Below are 17,425 nucleotides of genomic sequence, written 5' to 3'. Positions count from 1 at the left end.
CAAAAATGAAAAAATCTGGATTCAGCAAAATACAACTGAAGTAGATATTGCTTTAGAGTTGATTGAGATGGGTGTACCAAAACACGATATAGTGATTGGGTTTAATTCACATAAAATGCGTTGGCTAACTGATTTTGCTGTAATACTAGGAATCTGGTTTGATTTACAGTCCGCCTCTAGAGCGAATAACCTGTCCTGTAATCCACTGCCCTTGTGATGAGGCAAGAAATAACACTATACGTGCAGCATCTTCTGGAGTCCCAATACGGCCAAAGGGTGCTTTTACCTCAAGGGATGAACGCAATTCGTTGCTCATCCAACCTGTATCCGTTGCACCAGGGTCTATAGCATTCACAGTAATGCCTTTGCTTGCTAAGCTGGCACTTAAACTGATTGTCAGTGCCTCTATTGCTCCTTTGGTAATAGCATACGGTAAGTTCAATGGCATTGGTGCCAAACTTTGACCAGATGTCAGATTGATAATTCGTCCTCCTGGTTTGCCATGGTGACGCTTGGCAAACTCAGCACACAACAATGTAGTCCCTCGCACGTTTATAGACCTATCATGCATTTAGACCTCAAAAATGAAAAAATCTGGATTCAGCAAAATACAACTGAAGTAGATATTGCTTTAGAGTTGATTGAGATGGGTGTACTAAAACACGATATAGTGATTGGGTTTAATTCACCTAAAATGCGTTAGCTAACTGATTTTGCTGTAGGATAAATTCATGTCAATTTTTGTCTATCCCATTTAAGAGTTTACAGTACTGTAATCTAGCATCCACTTTTGAAGAAAACATAACTACTTTATACCAGAACTCCCACTCTATAATTTATCTAAAAAAGTTTATTTGCCAAAACTGAGTGCTCCCAATTCAAATAACCGCATTGATTGGCAAATCCTATTAACTTAACTTTACTTACTGTGAATTTTCACTGTTATCTTAGTATCTATTTTTATCTCTTACAGAATACTTAGTCATCATTTGCTCAAAAGACTCCTGCAAATCTATGCCTTCGGTATTTGCCAAACAAATGACGGCAAACAAAATATCAGCAAGCTCACTGGAGAGTTCTTGAGCTGATTCGCTCTCTTTCTTTTTTTTTATACCATGCAAATGGTTAATTAATCGAGCGGTTTCGCCCACTTCCTCAACTAGTCGAGCTAGCATTTCATGAGGACTCCAATAACCTTTACCTACTTCTTGTACCCAATCATCAACCTGTTGTTGAATTTCTCTAAGTGTATAATCAGACATTTTCTTGCTGCACCTTCTTCAGAATTGAACGAACTATACCACTTTTGCCCCGACAAGCTAGAAAAAATACATCACCTGTCAAAACCCCATCTTTTTTTAAGTCAGATACGATTTGACTCAAATCGTGACCCATATATCCAGTTATTACTGCAATTAAATTACAATTACTTATCTTTGCTTGTATATTGCTACGATTTATATATGTCTCTCTTGAGGAGCCAATCTCAACATACTTTTTTAACCCATAGTTTTCGGACAATTCACGAATAACCTCTCGTCGAGTTGCTTGATGTCCACCAACCAGTGCAAGATGTACGGATACCAAGTTGGGAGTTGATACTCTATTTGCGTCTGAGGCTACTTGTATATCTAAGTTAGCAGCTTCAGCACGACGCTGTTGGCGGTATTCAACAATTTCATTTGCTGCATTAGAGTCAAGAAAGAGTAGCGCACGTTTTAAATCTTGAAAAAACGATACTTCGACTTTTCCTTGACGTAATGCATTATCTATTTCGACAATTGCTAAACTAAAGTAGTCATTTGCAAGACATTGGCGTAAAGTAGGGTGCAAATTAATATAGACTTCCAGACTTTCTAGTAATTCAAAAAAAAGTTGGGCAGTTATTTTTTGTTGTGCAGCAAACTTTCTTAAATCATCTAGTTCATTATTTAATTTTTCCCAGCTTTCTTTATTAACCAACCAGTCTAACCAATCAGCATACGCGTTCTGAAGCCTCTCTTCATTTTGTAAGTTTTTCCAAAGGTCTAATCGGTCTTTTAATATTTCTTCTACATCGATTAAATTGGGCAGATTCACTCCGGCAAAATTGACACATTCTTCATAATAATTAACTTTACGCTCATCGGAAATATCACCAAAACCATCTAAATTCACAACTCTTGCTATTAAGGCTCTATCTTCTATTGTCAGCTTTTCAGAAGCTGTTTCTAGCAAAATTTGATACACTTCGCCTGCCGCTTGTGGGTTACCAACTGTAGCCCACAATCTTGCTAATGGGAGTAGAATTTCAACTCTACGTTCACCCCCTTGCCATGCCTTTTCTAAAAATTCGCTGCCTTGTTTTTGCTGTCCTAAATTATAAAGGGCAGCACCTCGTAATCCTGCCAAAGCTGGCGATAGTTCAGAAATTACACCTGGCAACAATTCAATAACTTCTTGAAAACGTTGAATATTTAATAGTATTTCTGCATGACGTTGTTGAATTTCTTCTGTTTTTTCGCTAAGTGATTGGTATATTTCTAAGGCAGATTCAGTATTATCAATTGATGCATATGATTCAGCTAAAGCTAGCAGTACATTGATAGCTTTAGGTTTTTCTTCTTTGAGTTTCTCTAGTTGAGGAATACGTTCTCCTGGTTCGATTACTAATAACTGTGTCAATTGTTCATTGAGTGTAGCTCCTTCTATTGTTGGTAGTGATTCTTGAGAATTTAGGGACAAATTGAGTAGTTTTCTTACTCCATTAGCTTGGCGTAAACGCTCAAGTTCGGGTAAAAATTCTTGTGCTAATGCTTGAGCAGAACGTAATAGCTCTGGTTCTTTTGTTTGTTGGTAATGCTGGAAATAAGCAGTTAGTAACTGCTCCACTAACCTTCCAGAAACAGGTAAAGCTAGAACACTCTTATATTTAGCTTTACAAAGTTCTACTAATTGTTCATACTGTTCTGTCTTGGCATAAAGTGCAATTAACGCTCGCAGAGCATTGCTATCATTAACATCAGCTTGTCGAAGCAGATGTTCTTCAACTTCAGTGATACGTCCAGCAGAAATTTTTTGTTCGAGGATATTTTGATTAATTTCTTGGACTGAACTTGTAGGATTTTGATAGTCGTCCTTCAATCGTTTGAGAGCTTGACGAAATAATTTTTGCCAGGACTTAAAGTCTTTGACATTTGGTTCTTTTTTTAGGACGGTGGCATTATTTAAAGCTCTGATACTGGCTTCAATTTGAAGCATAGCACTAGTGACATTATCTGCTGTAGCGGTGACATAAACAAAATGGGTATAATCTCCATGATTTGAAGGCATCAGGCGAGTGACCTTGAAACCAATCTGTCGAAGTCCTCGATGAATGTCATCCGCAAGAGTTGTTTCATTGCACCGCAAGCGTACTCCTACCTGGTCAGCGCTTCCCAGTTTTGTCACGATTTCATATTGAAACGACATCACAGTGCCAATCCTTGTTCAAAATGCTGTACACATATCTTCCGTAACTCAGCAATACTCCGTTCGTCATGATTGTATGTGAAGAGTTCAAAATTTTGATTAACTCCCCCATCAGTTAGATTTAGTGAACCGTTAATAGCACCATAACGACCAACATATGCCTTAGCATGGAGCTTGGAAAGTACCCGTACCTCAATGCGATCGCTTTGGTTGCTGAGTTGTCTCAATAAAGGATGATATTCTCGATCGCTACCTACTGTGATATAAACCTTACCACCATTAGCAGCAATTTGATGCAGAATGTCAAACAAGTGTAGTGCTTCTTGCTTTGTCTCCACAATCTCCTGAAAAGAGACATAGTAGGGTTTTTCTAAACGAAAATTAGTTACCCAAGGAGAAACAATCCAAAACTCGTAACTGCCCTCTAGTTGTGATGCTAGAATCTCGTTGAGCAGAAAGTTGTAAAGCATTGCTTGACCACTGCGTTGCAATTGAGTTGATTGCTTTGCCACTGGCAGAACCTCACTTAATAGGACGAACTGTTACTTCAATTACAGGTGCTTCGCTTGGTGTTAAGTCGTTAGCGTAGATTGTTTGAATATCGGTAATCATTGGGTAAACCATACCGATGTCCGTGTCGATCCCTGCATCCGTCAAGTAGCTAATTGTGTCACAGAGGTATGCCAGATTATTGCTTCTTACCCGTAAGTAAATTGTTTGACACCCATTTTCCAGGAACGAGCGCATTTTGTCACAGACACTGGTACTGCTTACAGTATCATCTAATTCTAAGGTTTGAGGAGCGCGAACGTGATTGAACCATTCAGCTAGTAGAGGACGGTTAAGAAGGTTACGGCTTAAACCTGGCGCTTCGATGTCGCCACTGCGGTCGTCTAGACAACTAGAGCAATTGCAGCGACAATTTAAAAGCATCCGGCGTTCCACCCCTGCTTCAAATGCTTTACGAGCCTCACCATTTGACCTTCCATACTCGGTTTCATAAAGTTGAAGTAAGTGGGCTAATTCTGGATAGGGGCTTGTTTGTTGCTTTTGTCTGGCTTTATCTACTTGCCGATAAAGCAGCGCCCGTGCTTCAGTAAATGTGGGATCGCGCCCTAATTGCTGAGTGCAGTGGGGAAGGAACTTATGGTTTATTTCCCGAAAAATGCGCCAGTTTACTAGAGGTCTACCATCCACTTCTTGGCTATAGTCTGGAATAAAGACGCGCAGTAAAGCTTTGAGTTGAGCTTGACGCACAGGTAAACCCAATTGTTGCCTGACCTGGGCAAGTAACTCTTCAATTTTCTTTTGGCGATCGCTAGATTTACCTACAGCTATAATTTCATTGACCCTAGTTGCACACCCTTCTAACCAAGACTCAGGTTGCTCTAGTAAATGACGCAGAAACGCTTCCTCTTGAGCAGTAGTACATCGGCTCATTTTGTTAGCCAGGGCTGTCCAAAATTTATCGGGATGCTTACGCAGCAAGTCATGAGTTGCCCGCATCACACCAATACCTCCCATACCAATTTCGTACATCCAGATGCGTTTGGCAGCACGTTCTCCAAAGTCGGCACGTAACTCGGTCCAGGCTGAAACATAATTTAATGCCTCAACACCTGCAACTTCTTGCGCTACTGACTTTAAAGCTTGAGTCACACTATATTGAAAGCTGTCTCGTAAGTATTGCTGATAGCGAGATAGACCGCTATGAATTTCAGCATAGAGATTCAAAAATATTGATAAGTAATCATTGTCGCTGTTTAGTAATTGGTATACAGCTTGTTGATTTTTGCGGGACAACTGGTGTATCCCTTGAATGACTTCTGTTAACCAACGGTCAAACCGGTCGCTACCACGGGTAAACCAATCACGCAACCCTTCAGGTGTTCCTCCCTCTCCACCACACCACCTATCTGCCAAAGTAAGCAGCACATTGACTAAATACTCAGCAGCAAAGTAGTTTTCCTGGTACTCAACTGTGAGAACTGTAATAAAAGCATGATGGATGGCATGATAACACAGATTTTTCCGTATTGAAGTAGATAATTGAAGCTTTGTTAACAGCTCGGGATTGAGGTCAAAACAAATTCCTTCTGTTTCAATTTTGTAGCCTAAAGCACAATTACTGAGTCCATCTGCCGTAAAACCCACAATTCCTCGAATCTCCTCTGTTGAAGAATTATGGAATTTAATTGTGTATTGGCTTCCAAGAATAATACGGCGTACATCCAAAAGATTTAGATTTTCGAGTTCGTCACTGTAAAAAATTATTTTTTGTATTAATTCCTGTCCTAGTGGATCGCAACTAACAGAAGAATTGCCCGGTGTCAATGTATAAGCTGGCGTCGGAGTATCATACCTAATAGGGCGAATTTCAACAGCCCCTATGGGGTTGGCGGAACAAGAGTGTGCTAATGATTGAGTGTCTTGTCTGGTATTTTCAGGTATACGTTCCTCGAACAACTCTCTGGTTTCAGGGTTACACTGCCAAAATGAGAAGTTGTGATCTTGACTAAATTGCTTGGGCTTGATTTCTAGCGGACGATAAAAGTTCAGAGAACTACTTTTTATTGGGATTCCAACTTGTCTTAGTGCGCGGGTTGGGAGATTTGCTGTGTTAGGTCGTCCGTCAATTTGCTCATATTCATAGTATTGACCAATGGCAATTAGGGAAGGCTCCCCATCTGAAATTTCAGGTGGTATCCAAGTTGAACCCTTACCACCGCGAAATGTTACATTACCTGGGATTGTTTCACTCACAGCTAAACTAACACTTTCGGAGTTAGTCTTTTTGTTGGGGTTTTGATAGTCAGGGCGGTAGTCAACTTGCACCTCTGGTAAATTGATGTCAGAAAATAAATTCTCTGGTAAATGCTTGCATAACAATTTTCTCAACTCTGTGGAATTAATGCGCTGTGTGTTGTCTCTCTCAAACTGTAGATTTACCCCTTTCATTAAGCCCTCGAAGAAAATTTGGCTCAAAAATCCTTCAGACTCATCACCAAGTACTTGTTTTATAGCATCATCTGGTATTGCAAAAGTTTGTTTGAGATAATCCTTAAATTCCAGCAAAACTCTAAAATCGGCACTTTGCTCCATTAGATACTCGTATCCCTGCCGAGATAAACTATCAAGTTCAAGCTCAATTCCTGCACAACTTGCCCGATAAGCTAACCAGTCAAAGAAAGCATAAAACCCATGAATTCTTTGGAGATACCGATTTTGTGAATTGAGAGGTAGTTTTTGGAAGGTAGGATCTGTAAGTATATGTTCGTTACGAAACAAAAATAAATCAGTAGATTTATAGGGGCTGAGTACTGTCACTACAATAGGTCGCGTCCCAACTTTCCGCCCTCCTCGACCTTTACGTTGTACAAAACTAGCAACGTTTGCAGGTGCTGTGTACTGTAAAACGCACATCAAAGCTTCGTCATCATAACCAACTTCTAATGCAGTTGTTGTAATTATTAAGTCATCATCAGGCTCGATAGTAATCGAGCGATCGCTCCCTGTTTTCCGTATAATCTTTAAAGATTCTTGACGTGCCTTTCCATCTTGACTAAGTACCCACCAACATTCTCCTGCTTGGAAGTATGGACAACTTAAATCTGGGATGCCACTGTTGTGGCAATTACAGTTGCAAGTAAAATTGGAACCAAAGAAGTTAGGAAAAAGCCGTCGATTAAATGGTGGATATCGATATGCGTATAACGGAATATACTTAATTTGCCGTTGGTCGAGAGGCGTTTTTTGCGATTTATATCTTTCTCTTTCTCTACGTTGTTCTGGTTTAATTTTCTCCGCATCTTCCATCTGGTATAACCAGCGACCGGCGATGTCTAAAGACTGAACAAAACCAAATGTGCGGTATCGTTTCAGGTCTGAATCTGGCAACGGTTGTGGCATGGTGTGCAAAACGCACATTGCTGTCTGGATTAAAGTTGAAATTACGGCAGTATCTTCGTTATCCTCAGCCCGTACAAAAATATAACGTTCAGCACCAATGGTCTGCATTTCATTTTCTTCGGGATTTACCCGTCGAACGCGGGTAACGGGTATGCCAGATAACTCCGAGAGAAATTCAATTGGTTCAGAAATAGTAGCACTCAGCCCTACAAATGCTAAATTCCCTTGTTCCTTGCGGTACTGCTTACCCAATCGAATTCTCGCCATCAATCGTCTTAACAGAAGTGCGACTTGAGTCCCTGCAGTCGAAGTTTGTAAGTGAATTTCGTCCAACATTACAACTGTTGGCGCACAAAACTTGTCATTTCCAAATAAATATTGATATTTTGTTGATAGCAGTCGTCTATGAAGTGATTCTGTTGTAGCGATAAGTAAGTCGGGTGGATGCTCCGCCATAATATCCCTAGAAAATTTTATAAAGGGAAAGCGCTTATCGCAAACCGGGCAAACTAACGTTTTAGGATCTGTGGGACGGACAAGCAATCTTTGTTTATCAGTTTTGCAGGCTCTACCATCTGTACCTACGCAGTAGGCAAAAGGTGATAGATAACCTACATATTCTTTGCTAAAAGTCCAGCCCCGATCCTGAGAAAGTTTTCGTTTTTGTTCATCACTTGTTTTTTGGAAGTCTCGTATTTGGTAAACCGCCGCGCTACTTTCTACCCCAATCGTCAGTTGTGGAAGATTATGCTTTGCCAGCACTTGGTTGAGGTAAAACAATACTTCAATAAAATCAGTAAGTTGATTTTCAGAGAGTGCAACCCGTGGGTAAATGCAAATGGCTTTAACCCCTTCTCTGCCTCGCAAGCAGCGTTCTAGCACCATCTTAGCGAGTATAGGTAAAAAGAAGGCGTAGGTTTTTCCTGCCCCTGTGCTAGCAGTTACTACAACACCTTTTTCAATACCTTCTTGTACTTTTAACTCGATTGCTTCGAGGATTCTTTCTAAAGCTCGTTGTTGAAAGCCACTCATCTTGGGTATCTTCTCCGACAGATGGGTATTAATGACTTCCAATAGTAGATTTGCAGTTTGCTGTTGCTCTGCATTACCGATAAGTAAAGGCATCATGTAGGTTTGCACTGCAATATTCCTTTGAGGAACGCGACGGTTCGCGACACTAAACTTTACATCCGCCACTAAACGCTTGCTATTGCTAATGCGATGGGCTACTTTGAGATTATTATCTCGAACAATTCTTTGACGGAGTTTTGATACCAACCTTACAGTTTCTGCAATTCGACTGCGGAAAATCCAGTCATCAGGAGACTCTGCTTGATTAAACTTGATGATTTGCATCTCATGTGCAAGCTGCGCTAAAGCTGTTCTGAGTTTTTCTGTTTTTTCTTCAGCAGTTAACTTGATGTCTTCAGAGGGTTTAAAATTGTCAATTACCTCAACCCCTGTCATTGTGACATCATATATACCATAGGCAATTTGTTCTGCTTCGCGTTGCTCAATAAAAGTCAGAACTTCATCAGCAAGTCGTTTAATGGTGTCAGAGTCTAAGCTCATCGTTTTGTGAAAATTAAGGTAGATAAACCTAGTAAGTTAAAGGTGGCTAATTTAGCATTGGATTGCTGCACTTTAGCTAGCGTCAACTTTTTTCTTTCCTGCCCATTTTTGTACGGGCTATCCTGCGTTGTTCAAGAAGCTCATTGTGTAACAAATTTTGCTTCTCAGGATCTTGCCAATCCTTAATCAATCGCCTGAGCGCCACATTTACGATGTCTTGTACGCTTGGGGCATCGCTAATTCGATTTGGAGCAAGCAAGTGCTCGAACGAGTGCTTAATTGTGTATAACTCCGCATAAACTTCATCTGGAATCCGTGCTTGGTGAGGCAATGGTTTTACCCCTGCTATATGTCTGACCTCAGCATAAATATATACAAAACCTTTTAGCAACCATGTATGCTTGTATGCAAGCTTGTGAGAAAATGAATTTAGCGCATAGGAAAAGTCATGTTTGAACTGGTTATAAAAGGAGTTCCTGTACAACGTGGACTTCTAAGTAAGCATGTTAGTTATGTTGCTAGCATCACCTTTGGGGATGTTGCTCGACTACTGAATGACGGTCACCTTTACATTCCGAACATTCCTGAATTACCAGATTTTGCTCAACGGAAACTCAACCAGACAAGAGTTAAGGCGATCGCTAGATATATTCTGGAGACTTACCAAGATGGAACTACCTTTTTCCCTTCGATTTGTGTTAACGTTCAACCGTCCCCAACTTACAGAGATGGCAATATATACCTTCCTTACTCTTCCGTTAGCTTGCGCTTAACCGATGGTCAACACAGATGCTATGGCATTCGTCAAGCGTTACAAGATATTCAAGCTCAAGAGTCAGAGTATGCCATTATCCTTTCCCAACTGGAAATTGGGATATTGATATACGCAGGTTTGCCATTGGAGGAGGAACGTCAAGCTTTCCGCGACCAAAATCTTTTAGTGCAAAGACCGAGTGTATCGCTCTCACATATGTTTGATAAGCGATCGCCTAAAGTCTTAATTGCCAAACAATTACTACACCGAGTCCCTCAGTTCCGTGACAATGTGGAGATGGTTGAAAACGGGCTAGGCAAGCATAATCCCAAGTTACTGACTCTTTCAACCTTAGTTACTGCTACCCAGCATATGTTCCCGTCGTTACAGTCTAAAAAGGATTTAGAACCCTTCATTGATTGGGCTACAACCTTCTGGGCGGCAGTAGCAAGCATCTTACCTGATGACCCTTGGCAGATGAAAAGCAAACAGGAACGGGCTACTCAGAGACAAGAGTCACTTGCAGTCAGTGCTGTTGTTTTCCAGGCATTGGGAATGTTAGCTCGCGATTTATTCCTTGAAGGAGTTCCTGCAGAGGATTTGGTTAAGTGGTTGGGTAAACTAAGGGAAATTGACTGGCGTAAGGGAAATGAATTTTGGCGTGAACGAGGAGTCACACAAGTTGGCGCAACAGGAGAGCCAATTATGTCTAATACAAAAACAACTGTAGATGCTTGTTATAGGGTTTTGCGAGAGTTTGTAGGTGTTGTGTCTATGGGTGGTGTTTTTGAGAGTTAGAACTGGTTCTTATCGAAGACAACCTATTCTTACCGATCTATTCCTCACTTAGCTAAATACTGCCGTATTATCCGCAGCATACTCGCACTCCCTTTACTGTTAACTAGCAGAATCGGCGCAAGGTGGGACGGACGATTAGCTTCGATAAAACCTGTAGCTGCGTGTTTAGCACTAGCTGTTACCATCACCACAATGTCAGAATTTTTTACCCACTGGCGCAACCTATCATTACCTCCTTTGTCGTGGCTTAGATAAACTGTAACTCCTTGACAAGCTGCTTCTAAAATGGCTTTTACTCTTAATGCCACTGATTCTGTAAGAGTGTAGATGAGAACAGATTTACCCTTCAGTTTTTGGAAAATATTTGCCTCAAAATCAAGATTTTGCTCTACCAAATTTGCTTCTTCTCCAAGCAAATTTGGCAATGATTCTTCCAATGTTAAATCTTTAATTAAAGAGCGAAAGATTCTCCATTGTGTCTCATCAATACGTCCAGCAAATCGACGTAGAGTGTCAGCCGCAGCGAATAGGAGTTGTTCGCGTTTCTCTTTGGCTGGGCAAGGATACAATACCAACACATCAATAAAGTCAAGTACCCAATCAACTTTTTTCGGAGCAGCAAACCTCTGCCAAAGTTCTAGAGCGTAGTCTATGATTTCAATATATTTGGCTCCATCCATTCCCAAGAATAAGAGGGCAACGGCTAGCTCATTAAACAATATTAAATCTGCATCCCCGCCTTGTGTACCTAGCACCAACAGTTCTAGTAGACAACAATATAACGGTAGAAACTCGCAACGGGGAAATTGCTCGTCTTTCTGGAAAAATGCCAGCAAATAGGGAAGGGCATTATGCAAGACTGATTCAGCGTTAGAGAAAATTCGCTCCTGCAACTGGATGAACTGTTTCACTGTACTCGGTTCACTGAGCCAATCTGCTACATCCCACTCTGTAGAACCTTGGCGAGCCACTTCAAGCGCCCGTTCCCAATGTGGCTCTTTATCAAGCTTTGATAGCCACTGCAGCCAGTTGCTTGGGACTGATTCAGATGCAGGTGTTTCCTTATTTACCTCTGCATCATTCCCCCACAGTTGAACAAGATAATCCCGATTCCAACGGACTGTCTGCAAGGCATTTTGGTCTTCAGGATTCAATTTGTCAAATGCCTGTAGTGCTACTTTCTCCACTGCCAAGGTTTGTAATTCGTAGGCGCACTGGAAAAGGAGGCGAACTTTATCTTTGGATAACCGCACATTACATAATAGTGAAAAGGCTTGGTCGTAGTCACCATTTCTTAATAGCTGTTCCGCTTGTTGTAGAGGATCGCCTTGACTGGGTGGTGTAACATCCGGAAGTAGTGCTGCTAGTCTTTGCAAGTAGTAACGATGGGACTCGTCTATTCCCAGAGTTGCCAGCAACTCGTCACGAAGAGCGGGTTTTGGTGGTTCTCCTCCCACTGCCACTAGCATAAATAATTTCAGTACTTCTGAAATTTTACTACCCGCACGTACTGTAAAAAGATTGCTGTACCGGGGAAAAATGACTTCTCGAAAATAGGCTACTGCACTACTTGGGGCATTATCTTCCTCAAAGCGTTGCAGATGAATGCGGTATACTGCCTTTAACAAAGCTTGGGTAACAGCAAAAGGACAGCGAATTTGCAAGAGGTTGCTCAGTTCTGGAAGCTCAACTAAGTCTCGCCATTGCTCAAGTTCCGCTAAGAGTTGTACCCTGAGAAACAGGAGATTCAGTGCATCCAGGCGATGTCGATCGAATAAGTATTGCAATTCTTTTTCAGCAGAGATGCGATCGCCTGCTTGCAGTGCCATGTAAAAATCCCTTAATACCCGACCTGTTGGACGGGGAAATTCTGCACTTCGCTTCACCTGGCGTTCATCCACTCGGCGCATTCGTTCTAGTGCTGCCCAAACCTCCTGTGGTTTGCCGTAGAATTTAACAGCCGTGCCTCCAGTAAACTCGTAAACAGCTGCTTCTATAGGGTCTTGCAAATTTAGTTTTGCCCTTTGTCCCCGAAATGTGGAATATGTCGGACCAATGAATGCCATCAATTCTTCACACAACTGGCGTAATTGCCCGTTCCGACCGAGCTATTGCATACCAATCTACCGCTTCTTTGTTACCTTTGTGACGCCAGCATGGAAGAATCGTTAGCTGGGGTTCTACTTGCGTCAAACGTTCCACCCAAGGACGAATTTTGGCTTGTTTACCCTCAGATCCCTCAATTGCGCTAAGGTTAAATTCATTGCCTGCACCAAAAAACCGCGTTAGAAAATAGCGGGCATCACTATTGCTAAGATTTGTCATTGCCGGGGTTATCTCCCCATCTCTCCATCCACTTCATAAGAATGTGTTATGTAATCAATTATGCTCCTCCCCAACGGTGAGTGAAGAACACTTGTTGTTCTGCAATAACCTCCGGGGATGTCTCATAAGTGATTGCTTCTTCATTAACAGTAATACCGTTATAGGTGAAATTCATGGAACCTGCTAGATAATACCCGTCCCCCAAAATACCTTTAGCATGGAGTTCTTCTGTGATGTGAATATGGCAGTTCATACCCTCAGTCTTGGTTTGAAGCGTTTCAATAAAACTACGGTTGTGGATATCGGGTCTAGTAGCAATACGTACAGTAGTTTCCTGCTCAGCTAAGTTTGCCAGCACTTCGGAAAGGCGTACACGAGAACGACTCCAAGCAGGCTCCAAGCACAAGAACGTGTTGGCGGTGTTATCGATAATCGGTATATCGGAAATCCAAGGAGAGACAAGCCAGAGACAGTAGCTGGGGTTCATAAGTTCGGCAACGAAGATTGCCTGAAGCAAGTCGGGGACTTGACGAGAGGTTAGGCGGGAGTGAATATGACGGGAAGGCATTTGAGACTGGTTCGAGATGTCATAATTTAATTATCAGATAGTTAAAAATCTACAGTAAGTTCTAATTATATCGTGTATATAAATTTGGAGAAGGAGCAAGCAAAAATGGATAGTGAAGTGCAGGACAGCGATGTCATCATGACGGATGAAGACACTGCTGAAGAAGATAGAGGTGATAATGGAGGTTTGTATCCTTATGATCCAACTAAGGCAGATATTGACATTAGAGAAGATCCTCAAACAGTTTTTGAGTTAATGAGAAAATACGATAATGGAAAACTTATTATAGATCCAGATTTTCAACGTAATTTAGTTTGGCAACTGGAACAGAAAAGTAAATTTATTGAATCTGTTATTCTTAACTTTCCCTTACCTCCTTGGTATGTGAATCAAACCGTGGAAGGTAAATATCTTATTGTAGACGGATTACAGCGCACATCCACACTACACGAATTTGTTAATGATGAGTTTAAACTAACTGGTTTAGAGGCTCTTACTAAGTTAAATGGTTATAATTTCTCGGAATTGAAACGATTACCAGGAGATTATCAAACCAAAGTAGAAGATAAAAAACTGAACATTTACATTATCAAACCTTCTGTACCGATAAAAATTGTTTATGATATTTTCAATAGAATTAATACTGGAGGAACAAAACTTGAGCGTCAAGAAGTCAGAAATTGTATCTTTTCAGGAAAATCTACAAAGCTTTTAAAGGAATTATCAGAAAAAGATTTTTTTAAAAATGCTATTGATAAGGGAATTTCACCAAAAAGGATGAAAGACAGAGAAGTTATTTTGCGATATTTAGCCTTCAAAATTTTTAATTATGAAAATGATTACCAAGGCGATCTGAGTGATTTTGTAGAAAACGCTATGAAAAAAATTAATAAGATGCCCAATGAAAAAATAGAGCAACTTAAGAAAGATTTTGAGCGTGTAATGATTTGGACATATGATTTTTTCGGTAAGAAAAATTTTCGCTTACCCTCTGGCGAGAGTAGAGGAAGAATCAATATTGCTATATTCGAGTCTGTATCTTACTTTTTTTCCTTGAATAGTGATGAATTTTTGACAGCGCATAAAGAAACCATACAACAAAACTTTATAAAATTGCTAGAGAATCAAGAATATCTTGATTCAGTGAAGTATGCTACTAGTAGTAAGGCTAAGGTGATTAGCAGATTCAAAATAGCACAAGAAATTTTGGGTAGTGTATAAAATGCTAAGACAGATAAATTTAAAGAACTTTAAGTGTTTTCAGGAAGAAGTAAGTTTTCCTTTGAAAAAGCTAAATTTATTAACAGGTATAAATGGGAGAGGTAAATCAACTCTTTTACAATCCCTTCTTTTGATGCGTCAATCTATTGAGCATAATGAGGTGACCGATCAAATCATATTGAATGGTAGTTGTGTAAAATTAGGTAATTTTACAGATGCGAGAAATAGTAATAATTCAAGAGAAGAATATATACTAATCAAGTATCATTATCATCAAGATTTCGGAAAAGAAAAAAAATATGAAGGATTTCTTGAATACCTTTTAAAAGAGAATAACAATGATGATATGGTGGCAGAGATTAATAGTGTTAGATTTTTCAATAAAAATGATGTTGATATATCTGAGAAAGTAGACAAAATCTATAAAAAAACATCTTTAATTAGAGTGTTTGAAGTATATAATTATAATAATGATAGTCAACCGCTAAAGTGCAGTTACCATTCCGAGTTATCTAAATTAATACCTAAAGATAATATTCCAGTTAGCCTTGGTCATGAGTCTTTTAATTTATTAGATGAGATAAGCAAATTATTAAATTTTAGTCATATTCACTATATATCAGCAGATAGGATAGGACCGCAAGAATTTTATTTTAAGTCTACTCTCACAAACTTTCCTAATGTTGGTGCTAAAGGCGAATTCACTATTAATGTACTTTATAAAAAAGGAGATGATTTAGTTAATGAGAAACTTTGTTTAGGAGAAAATGCAAAAACATTATCTACTCAAACAGAAGAATGGTTGAATCAAATTTTTGATGGAGCCAAAGTTGAAATACCAAAAGCCATAAGCAATGTTCTAGAACCTTTATTTAATACGAGTGCTTCCAAAGACCGTTATAAGCCAGCTAATGTTGGTTTTGGATATCACTGTGTTTTACCTATTGTTGTGTCAGGATTGATTGCTAAACCAAGTGAGATATTAATTGTGGAAAATCCTGAAGCACATTTGCATCCAAGAGCGCAATCCCGATTAGCCCGGTTTTTAGCCAAAGTCAGTAGTTGTGGTGTACAAGTTTTTATTGAGTCCCACAGCGATCATATTTTGAATGGTTTACGAATAGCTGTACTCGATCAAATTATTGACTATGAAGATTTGAATATATTATATTTTCAACAAAATCCGGAGCAGCCAGTTGTGCAGATTCCCGTTCAACCTAAGGGAGAAATTGAAGAATGGCCAGATGGATTTTTTGACCAAATGGATAAAGATTTTTCTCGACTTTTTGGAATATAGAATAATGGAAATATTTATCAATGAAGTTTCTCTGGAGGGTCAGTATATTACAGAGGCCGAATTTCGGGATGCTATAAAAAATTTTATCTCTATTTTTGAGTTAATTAATCAAAAAATCAAAGATAAAAAACTTTATAAAGATGATAGTAATATATATGCAAACTATGAAGCAATAAAAGGCTCTAATTTTAATGCTAGTCTTAATCAAATCAAAGATAAATCTTTGAGAGTTGCTTTTATCAATATTGTCTTCAATAAATTGAATCCTAAAGAATGGCGTCAAGAACAGATACATTCTTCAGAAGATTTGTTTGATTGCTTAACTATTGATAATGACTATAAAAATGTCAGTAATACTTCATTAGCTGAAATAGCCGAAAGAAAATTGCAAAACCACAAACAGGAATATTTGATAATTAATTTTATTAATTCTAGTTTTAGAATACCTCACCCTGATATTAGCAATAGTTGCTTAATTACCATTATTAAAAATAACGATGAAATCTATCAAATATGTTTAGATGGTGTTGAGAGTAAATTAGCACTGGAGTTCTGGTTAAAACATAAACTACATTTAAGCCAATTAGAATATTCTCTAAATACTACTGAATCACCCAGAGATGAACAAACGGTTTTACTAAATGTTAAGAGATTTAAAAAAACATCATTTAGGTATGATGGAAGATTTATTTACTGTGAATTGACTACAGGAAGGTATTGGTATATAGACAATTTACATTATGGCAAAGCAGCTCATTTGGAAGTTTTTGATAAAACAGGCAAACAACATCTTGGAGAGGCTGATTTAGAAGGCAATATTGATTATTCCAAAAGCGATCCGAATAAAACTATAGACATATCTTAAGTACTTGATAGAAACTGACTGTACTCTAAAGCAATGACTTGATTAGGTGCTAGCACGCCGCCCACAGTCACGACTTCCAATGTCTCCACCACTTCTGGGTACTGGGTGCGTATCATCGCGACAGCATCCTCCGATATCCACTGTTTACGCAGCAGTGCCCGATAAACAACTGCATCTTCTGGCAATGGCTCAAACTGGGTCATGCTTGATTCAGCCACTCCAACCACTGCGCCAATATAGATGCTGTTATATCCCGTTTGACGGCATAATTATCTTCCATTTCATGGTACAGATAAGCTTGTTGTTCGGCTGTAGCTGGGCAAACTAACCGGACTTCACGTTCGGGCGACTGTTTGCTCCATGCTAGTCGAATACCGCCTTGCTCATCCGTCGAAGCCGATGCTTTGGGAAAGCGATCGCCCATTGCTTCATAGGCATCTACGACCAATCGCATCGCCAACTTAAAGGCGGCTTGACTCGGTTGTAAAATCCCATACTCATCCGTCTCATCCTCTTCTAAAAGAGCAACGAGCCGCTTCAATGTCACCGTAATATCGCTGCTAGAGGGTTTTGCTGACTGAGCAACGGTCATAAAACTCAAGTAAACTCAGGAGATCGATACTAGCCTAACATGAGCAATGCTTAAACAAGCGCTCCATCTCCACC

Annotated in this window: 17 protein-coding genes; 6 read left to right on the top strand and 11 right to left on the bottom strand. The window is 39.7% G+C overall.

What is annotated here, in order from left to right; genetic code table 11:
* Positions 1 to 13 precede the first annotated feature (13 nt).
* The gene (locus ACKTT2_RS46000; RefSeq protein WP_407899343.1) at positions 14 to 217 is read left to right on the top strand and encodes an element excision factor XisI family protein; all 204 of its coding nucleotides are present in this window, start codon (positions 14 to 16) and stop codon (positions 215 to 217) included.
* On the opposite strand, the gene ACKTT2_RS45995 is transcribed toward ACKTT2_RS46000, so the two are convergent.
* Entirely contained in the window at positions 164 to 571 is a 408-nt protein-coding gene (locus ACKTT2_RS45995) for an SDR family oxidoreductase (RefSeq protein WP_407899337.1), read from the bottom strand. The two genes, ACKTT2_RS46000 and ACKTT2_RS45995, sit on opposite strands and share 54 nt — an antisense overlap.
* Between ACKTT2_RS45995 and ACKTT2_RS45990 the strand changes: the two genes are divergently transcribed.
* Complete coding sequence (locus ACKTT2_RS45990; RefSeq protein WP_407899335.1) at positions 503 to 703, top strand: element excision factor XisI family protein; 201 nt, start codon at positions 503 to 505, stop codon at positions 701 to 703. The genes ACKTT2_RS45995 and ACKTT2_RS45990 overlap by 69 nt on opposite strands.
* A 244-nt stretch (positions 704 to 947) precedes the next feature.
* On the opposite strand, the gene ACKTT2_RS45985 is transcribed toward ACKTT2_RS45990, so the two are convergent.
* The 5 genes from ACKTT2_RS45985 to ACKTT2_RS45965 form a co-directional block, all read right to left on the bottom strand.
* Positions 948 to 1,262 (bottom strand): nucleotide pyrophosphohydrolase, encoded by a 315-nt coding sequence (locus ACKTT2_RS45985; RefSeq protein ID WP_407899333.1) that lies wholly within the window; start codon positions 1,260 to 1,262, stop codon positions 948 to 950.
* The gene (locus ACKTT2_RS45980) at positions 1,255 to 3,453 is read right to left on the bottom strand and encodes a tetratricopeptide repeat protein (protein WP_407899331.1); all 2,199 of its coding nucleotides are present in this window, start codon (positions 3,451 to 3,453) and stop codon (positions 1,255 to 1,257) included. Before ACKTT2_RS45980 ends, ACKTT2_RS45985 begins: the two co-directional genes overlap by 8 nt.
* The gene (locus ACKTT2_RS45975; protein WP_407899329.1) at positions 3,450 to 3,962 is read right to left on the bottom strand and encodes a phospholipase D-like domain-containing protein; all 513 of its coding nucleotides are present in this window, start codon (positions 3,960 to 3,962) and stop codon (positions 3,450 to 3,452) included. The genes ACKTT2_RS45980 and ACKTT2_RS45975 overlap by 4 nt, the downstream gene beginning before the upstream one ends.
* Before the next feature lie 10 nt (positions 3,963 to 3,972).
* A complete protein-coding gene (locus ACKTT2_RS45970; RefSeq protein WP_407899327.1) occupies positions 3,973 to 8,931 on the bottom strand; it encodes a DEAD/DEAH box helicase in 4,959 nt (1,652 codons plus the stop codon).
* Between the two features lie 82 nt (positions 8,932 to 9,013).
* Positions 9,014 to 9,262 carry a hypothetical protein gene (locus ACKTT2_RS45965; RefSeq protein ID WP_407899325.1) on the bottom strand — a complete coding sequence of 83 codons (249 nt, stop codon included), beginning with the start codon at positions 9,260 to 9,262 and terminating at the stop codon, positions 9,014 to 9,016.
* Positions 9,263 to 9,379: 117 nt separating this feature from the next.
* Between ACKTT2_RS45965 and ACKTT2_RS45960 the strand changes: the two genes are divergently transcribed.
* Positions 9,380 to 10,483 (top strand): DNA sulfur modification protein DndB, encoded by a 1,104-nt coding sequence (locus ACKTT2_RS45960; RefSeq protein ID WP_407899323.1) that lies wholly within the window; start codon positions 9,380 to 9,382, stop codon positions 10,481 to 10,483.
* A 44-nt stretch (positions 10,484 to 10,527) separates the two neighbouring features.
* Here the strand turns inward: ACKTT2_RS45960 and dpdD are convergent, their stop codons facing one another.
* The 3 genes from dpdD to dpdK are packed head-to-tail and all read right to left on the bottom strand — an operon-like array spanning position 10,528 to position 13,376.
* Complete coding sequence (dpdD, locus tag ACKTT2_RS45955) at positions 10,528 to 12,549, bottom strand: protein DpdD (protein ID WP_407899321.1); 2,022 nt, start codon at positions 12,547 to 12,549, stop codon at positions 10,528 to 10,530.
* Between the two features lie 7 nt (positions 12,550 to 12,556).
* Positions 12,557 to 12,808 (bottom strand): hypothetical protein, encoded by a 252-nt coding sequence (locus ACKTT2_RS45950; RefSeq protein WP_407899319.1) that lies wholly within the window; start codon positions 12,806 to 12,808, stop codon positions 12,557 to 12,559.
* A gap of 58 nt (positions 12,809 to 12,866) precedes the next feature.
* Entirely contained in the window at positions 12,867 to 13,376 is a 510-nt protein-coding gene (gene dpdK / locus ACKTT2_RS45945; RefSeq protein ID WP_407899317.1) for a phospholipase D-like domain-containing protein DpdK, read from the bottom strand.
* Positions 13,377 to 13,481: 105 nt separating this feature from the next.
* On the opposite strand from dpdK, the gene ACKTT2_RS45940 reads away from it, so the two are divergent.
* The 3 genes from ACKTT2_RS45940 to ACKTT2_RS45930 are packed head-to-tail and all read left to right on the top strand — an operon-like array spanning position 13,482 to position 16,759.
* Positions 13,482 to 14,597, top strand: coding sequence for a GmrSD restriction endonuclease domain-containing protein (locus ACKTT2_RS45940; protein WP_407899315.1), 1,116 nt, complete (start codon positions 13,482 to 13,484; stop codon positions 14,595 to 14,597).
* Position 14,598: 1 nt separating this feature from the next.
* Positions 14,599 to 15,894: a DUF3696 domain-containing protein gene (locus ACKTT2_RS45935; RefSeq protein ID WP_407899313.1), complete on the top strand. Its 1,296-nt coding sequence runs from the start codon at positions 14,599 to 14,601 to the stop codon at positions 15,892 to 15,894.
* A 4-nt stretch (positions 15,895 to 15,898) separates the two neighbouring features.
* Positions 15,899 to 16,759, top strand: coding sequence for a hypothetical protein (locus tag ACKTT2_RS45930; RefSeq protein ID WP_407899311.1), 861 nt, complete (start codon positions 15,899 to 15,901; stop codon positions 16,757 to 16,759).
* On the opposite strand, the gene ACKTT2_RS45925 is transcribed toward ACKTT2_RS45930, so the two are convergent.
* Both ACKTT2_RS45925 and ACKTT2_RS45920 read right to left on the bottom strand, forming a co-directional pair.
* Complete coding sequence (locus ACKTT2_RS45925) at positions 16,756 to 16,962, bottom strand: hypothetical protein (protein ID WP_407899309.1); 207 nt, start codon at positions 16,960 to 16,962, stop codon at positions 16,756 to 16,758. The genes ACKTT2_RS45930 and ACKTT2_RS45925 overlap by 4 nt on opposite strands.
* Complete coding sequence (locus tag ACKTT2_RS45920; RefSeq protein WP_407899307.1) at positions 16,959 to 17,351, bottom strand: hypothetical protein; 393 nt, start codon at positions 17,349 to 17,351, stop codon at positions 16,959 to 16,961. Before ACKTT2_RS45920 ends, ACKTT2_RS45925 begins: the two co-directional genes overlap by 4 nt.
* Positions 17,352 to 17,425 lie beyond the last annotated feature (74 nt).

This window comes from Scytonema hankhaensis NUACC26, from assembly GCF_045865695.1.
Taxonomy (GTDB): Bacteria; Cyanobacteriota; Cyanobacteriia; order Cyanobacteriales; family Nostocaceae; genus Scytonema.
This window is presented reverse-complemented; position numbering and strand designations above follow the sequence as displayed.

Bases quoted from the DNA above. Each gene is read 5' to 3' on its own strand.
- dpdD (WP_407899321.1), bottom strand. From the start codon at position 12,549: ATGGCATTCATTGGTCCGACATATTCCACATTTCGGGGACAAAGGGCA.
- ACKTT2_RS45990 (WP_407899335.1), top strand. From the start codon at position 503: ATGGTGACGCTTGGCAAACTCAGCACACAACAATGTAGTCCCTCGCAC.
- ACKTT2_RS45970 (WP_407899327.1), bottom strand. From the start codon at position 8,931: ATGAGCTTAGACTCTGACACCATTAAACGACTTGCTGATGAAGTTCTG.
- ACKTT2_RS45950 (WP_407899319.1), bottom strand. From the start codon at position 12,808: ATGACAAATCTTAGCAATAGTGATGCCCGCTATTTTCTAACGCGGTTT.
- ACKTT2_RS45960 (WP_407899323.1), top strand. From the start codon at position 9,380: ATGTTTGAACTGGTTATAAAAGGAGTTCCTGTACAACGTGGACTTCTA.
- ACKTT2_RS45985 (WP_407899333.1), bottom strand. From the start codon at position 1,262: ATGTCTGATTATACACTTAGAGAAATTCAACAACAGGTTGATGATTGG.
- ACKTT2_RS45940 (WP_407899315.1), top strand. From the start codon at position 13,482: ATGGATAGTGAAGTGCAGGACAGCGATGTCATCATGACGGATGAAGAC.
- dpdK (WP_407899317.1), bottom strand. From the start codon at position 13,376: ATGCCTTCCCGTCATATTCACTCCCGCCTAACCTCTCGTCAAGTCCCC.
- ACKTT2_RS45920 (WP_407899307.1), bottom strand. From the start codon at position 17,351: ATGACCGTTGCTCAGTCAGCAAAACCCTCTAGCAGCGATATTACGGTG.
- ACKTT2_RS45995 (WP_407899337.1), bottom strand. From the start codon at position 571: ATGCATGATAGGTCTATAAACGTGCGAGGGACTACATTGTTGTGTGCT.
- ACKTT2_RS45935 (WP_407899313.1), top strand. From the start codon at position 14,599: ATGCTAAGACAGATAAATTTAAAGAACTTTAAGTGTTTTCAGGAAGAA.
- ACKTT2_RS45925 (WP_407899309.1), bottom strand. From the start codon at position 16,962: ATGACCCAGTTTGAGCCATTGCCAGAAGATGCAGTTGTTTATCGGGCA.
- ACKTT2_RS45930 (WP_407899311.1), top strand. From the start codon at position 15,899: ATGGAAATATTTATCAATGAAGTTTCTCTGGAGGGTCAGTATATTACA.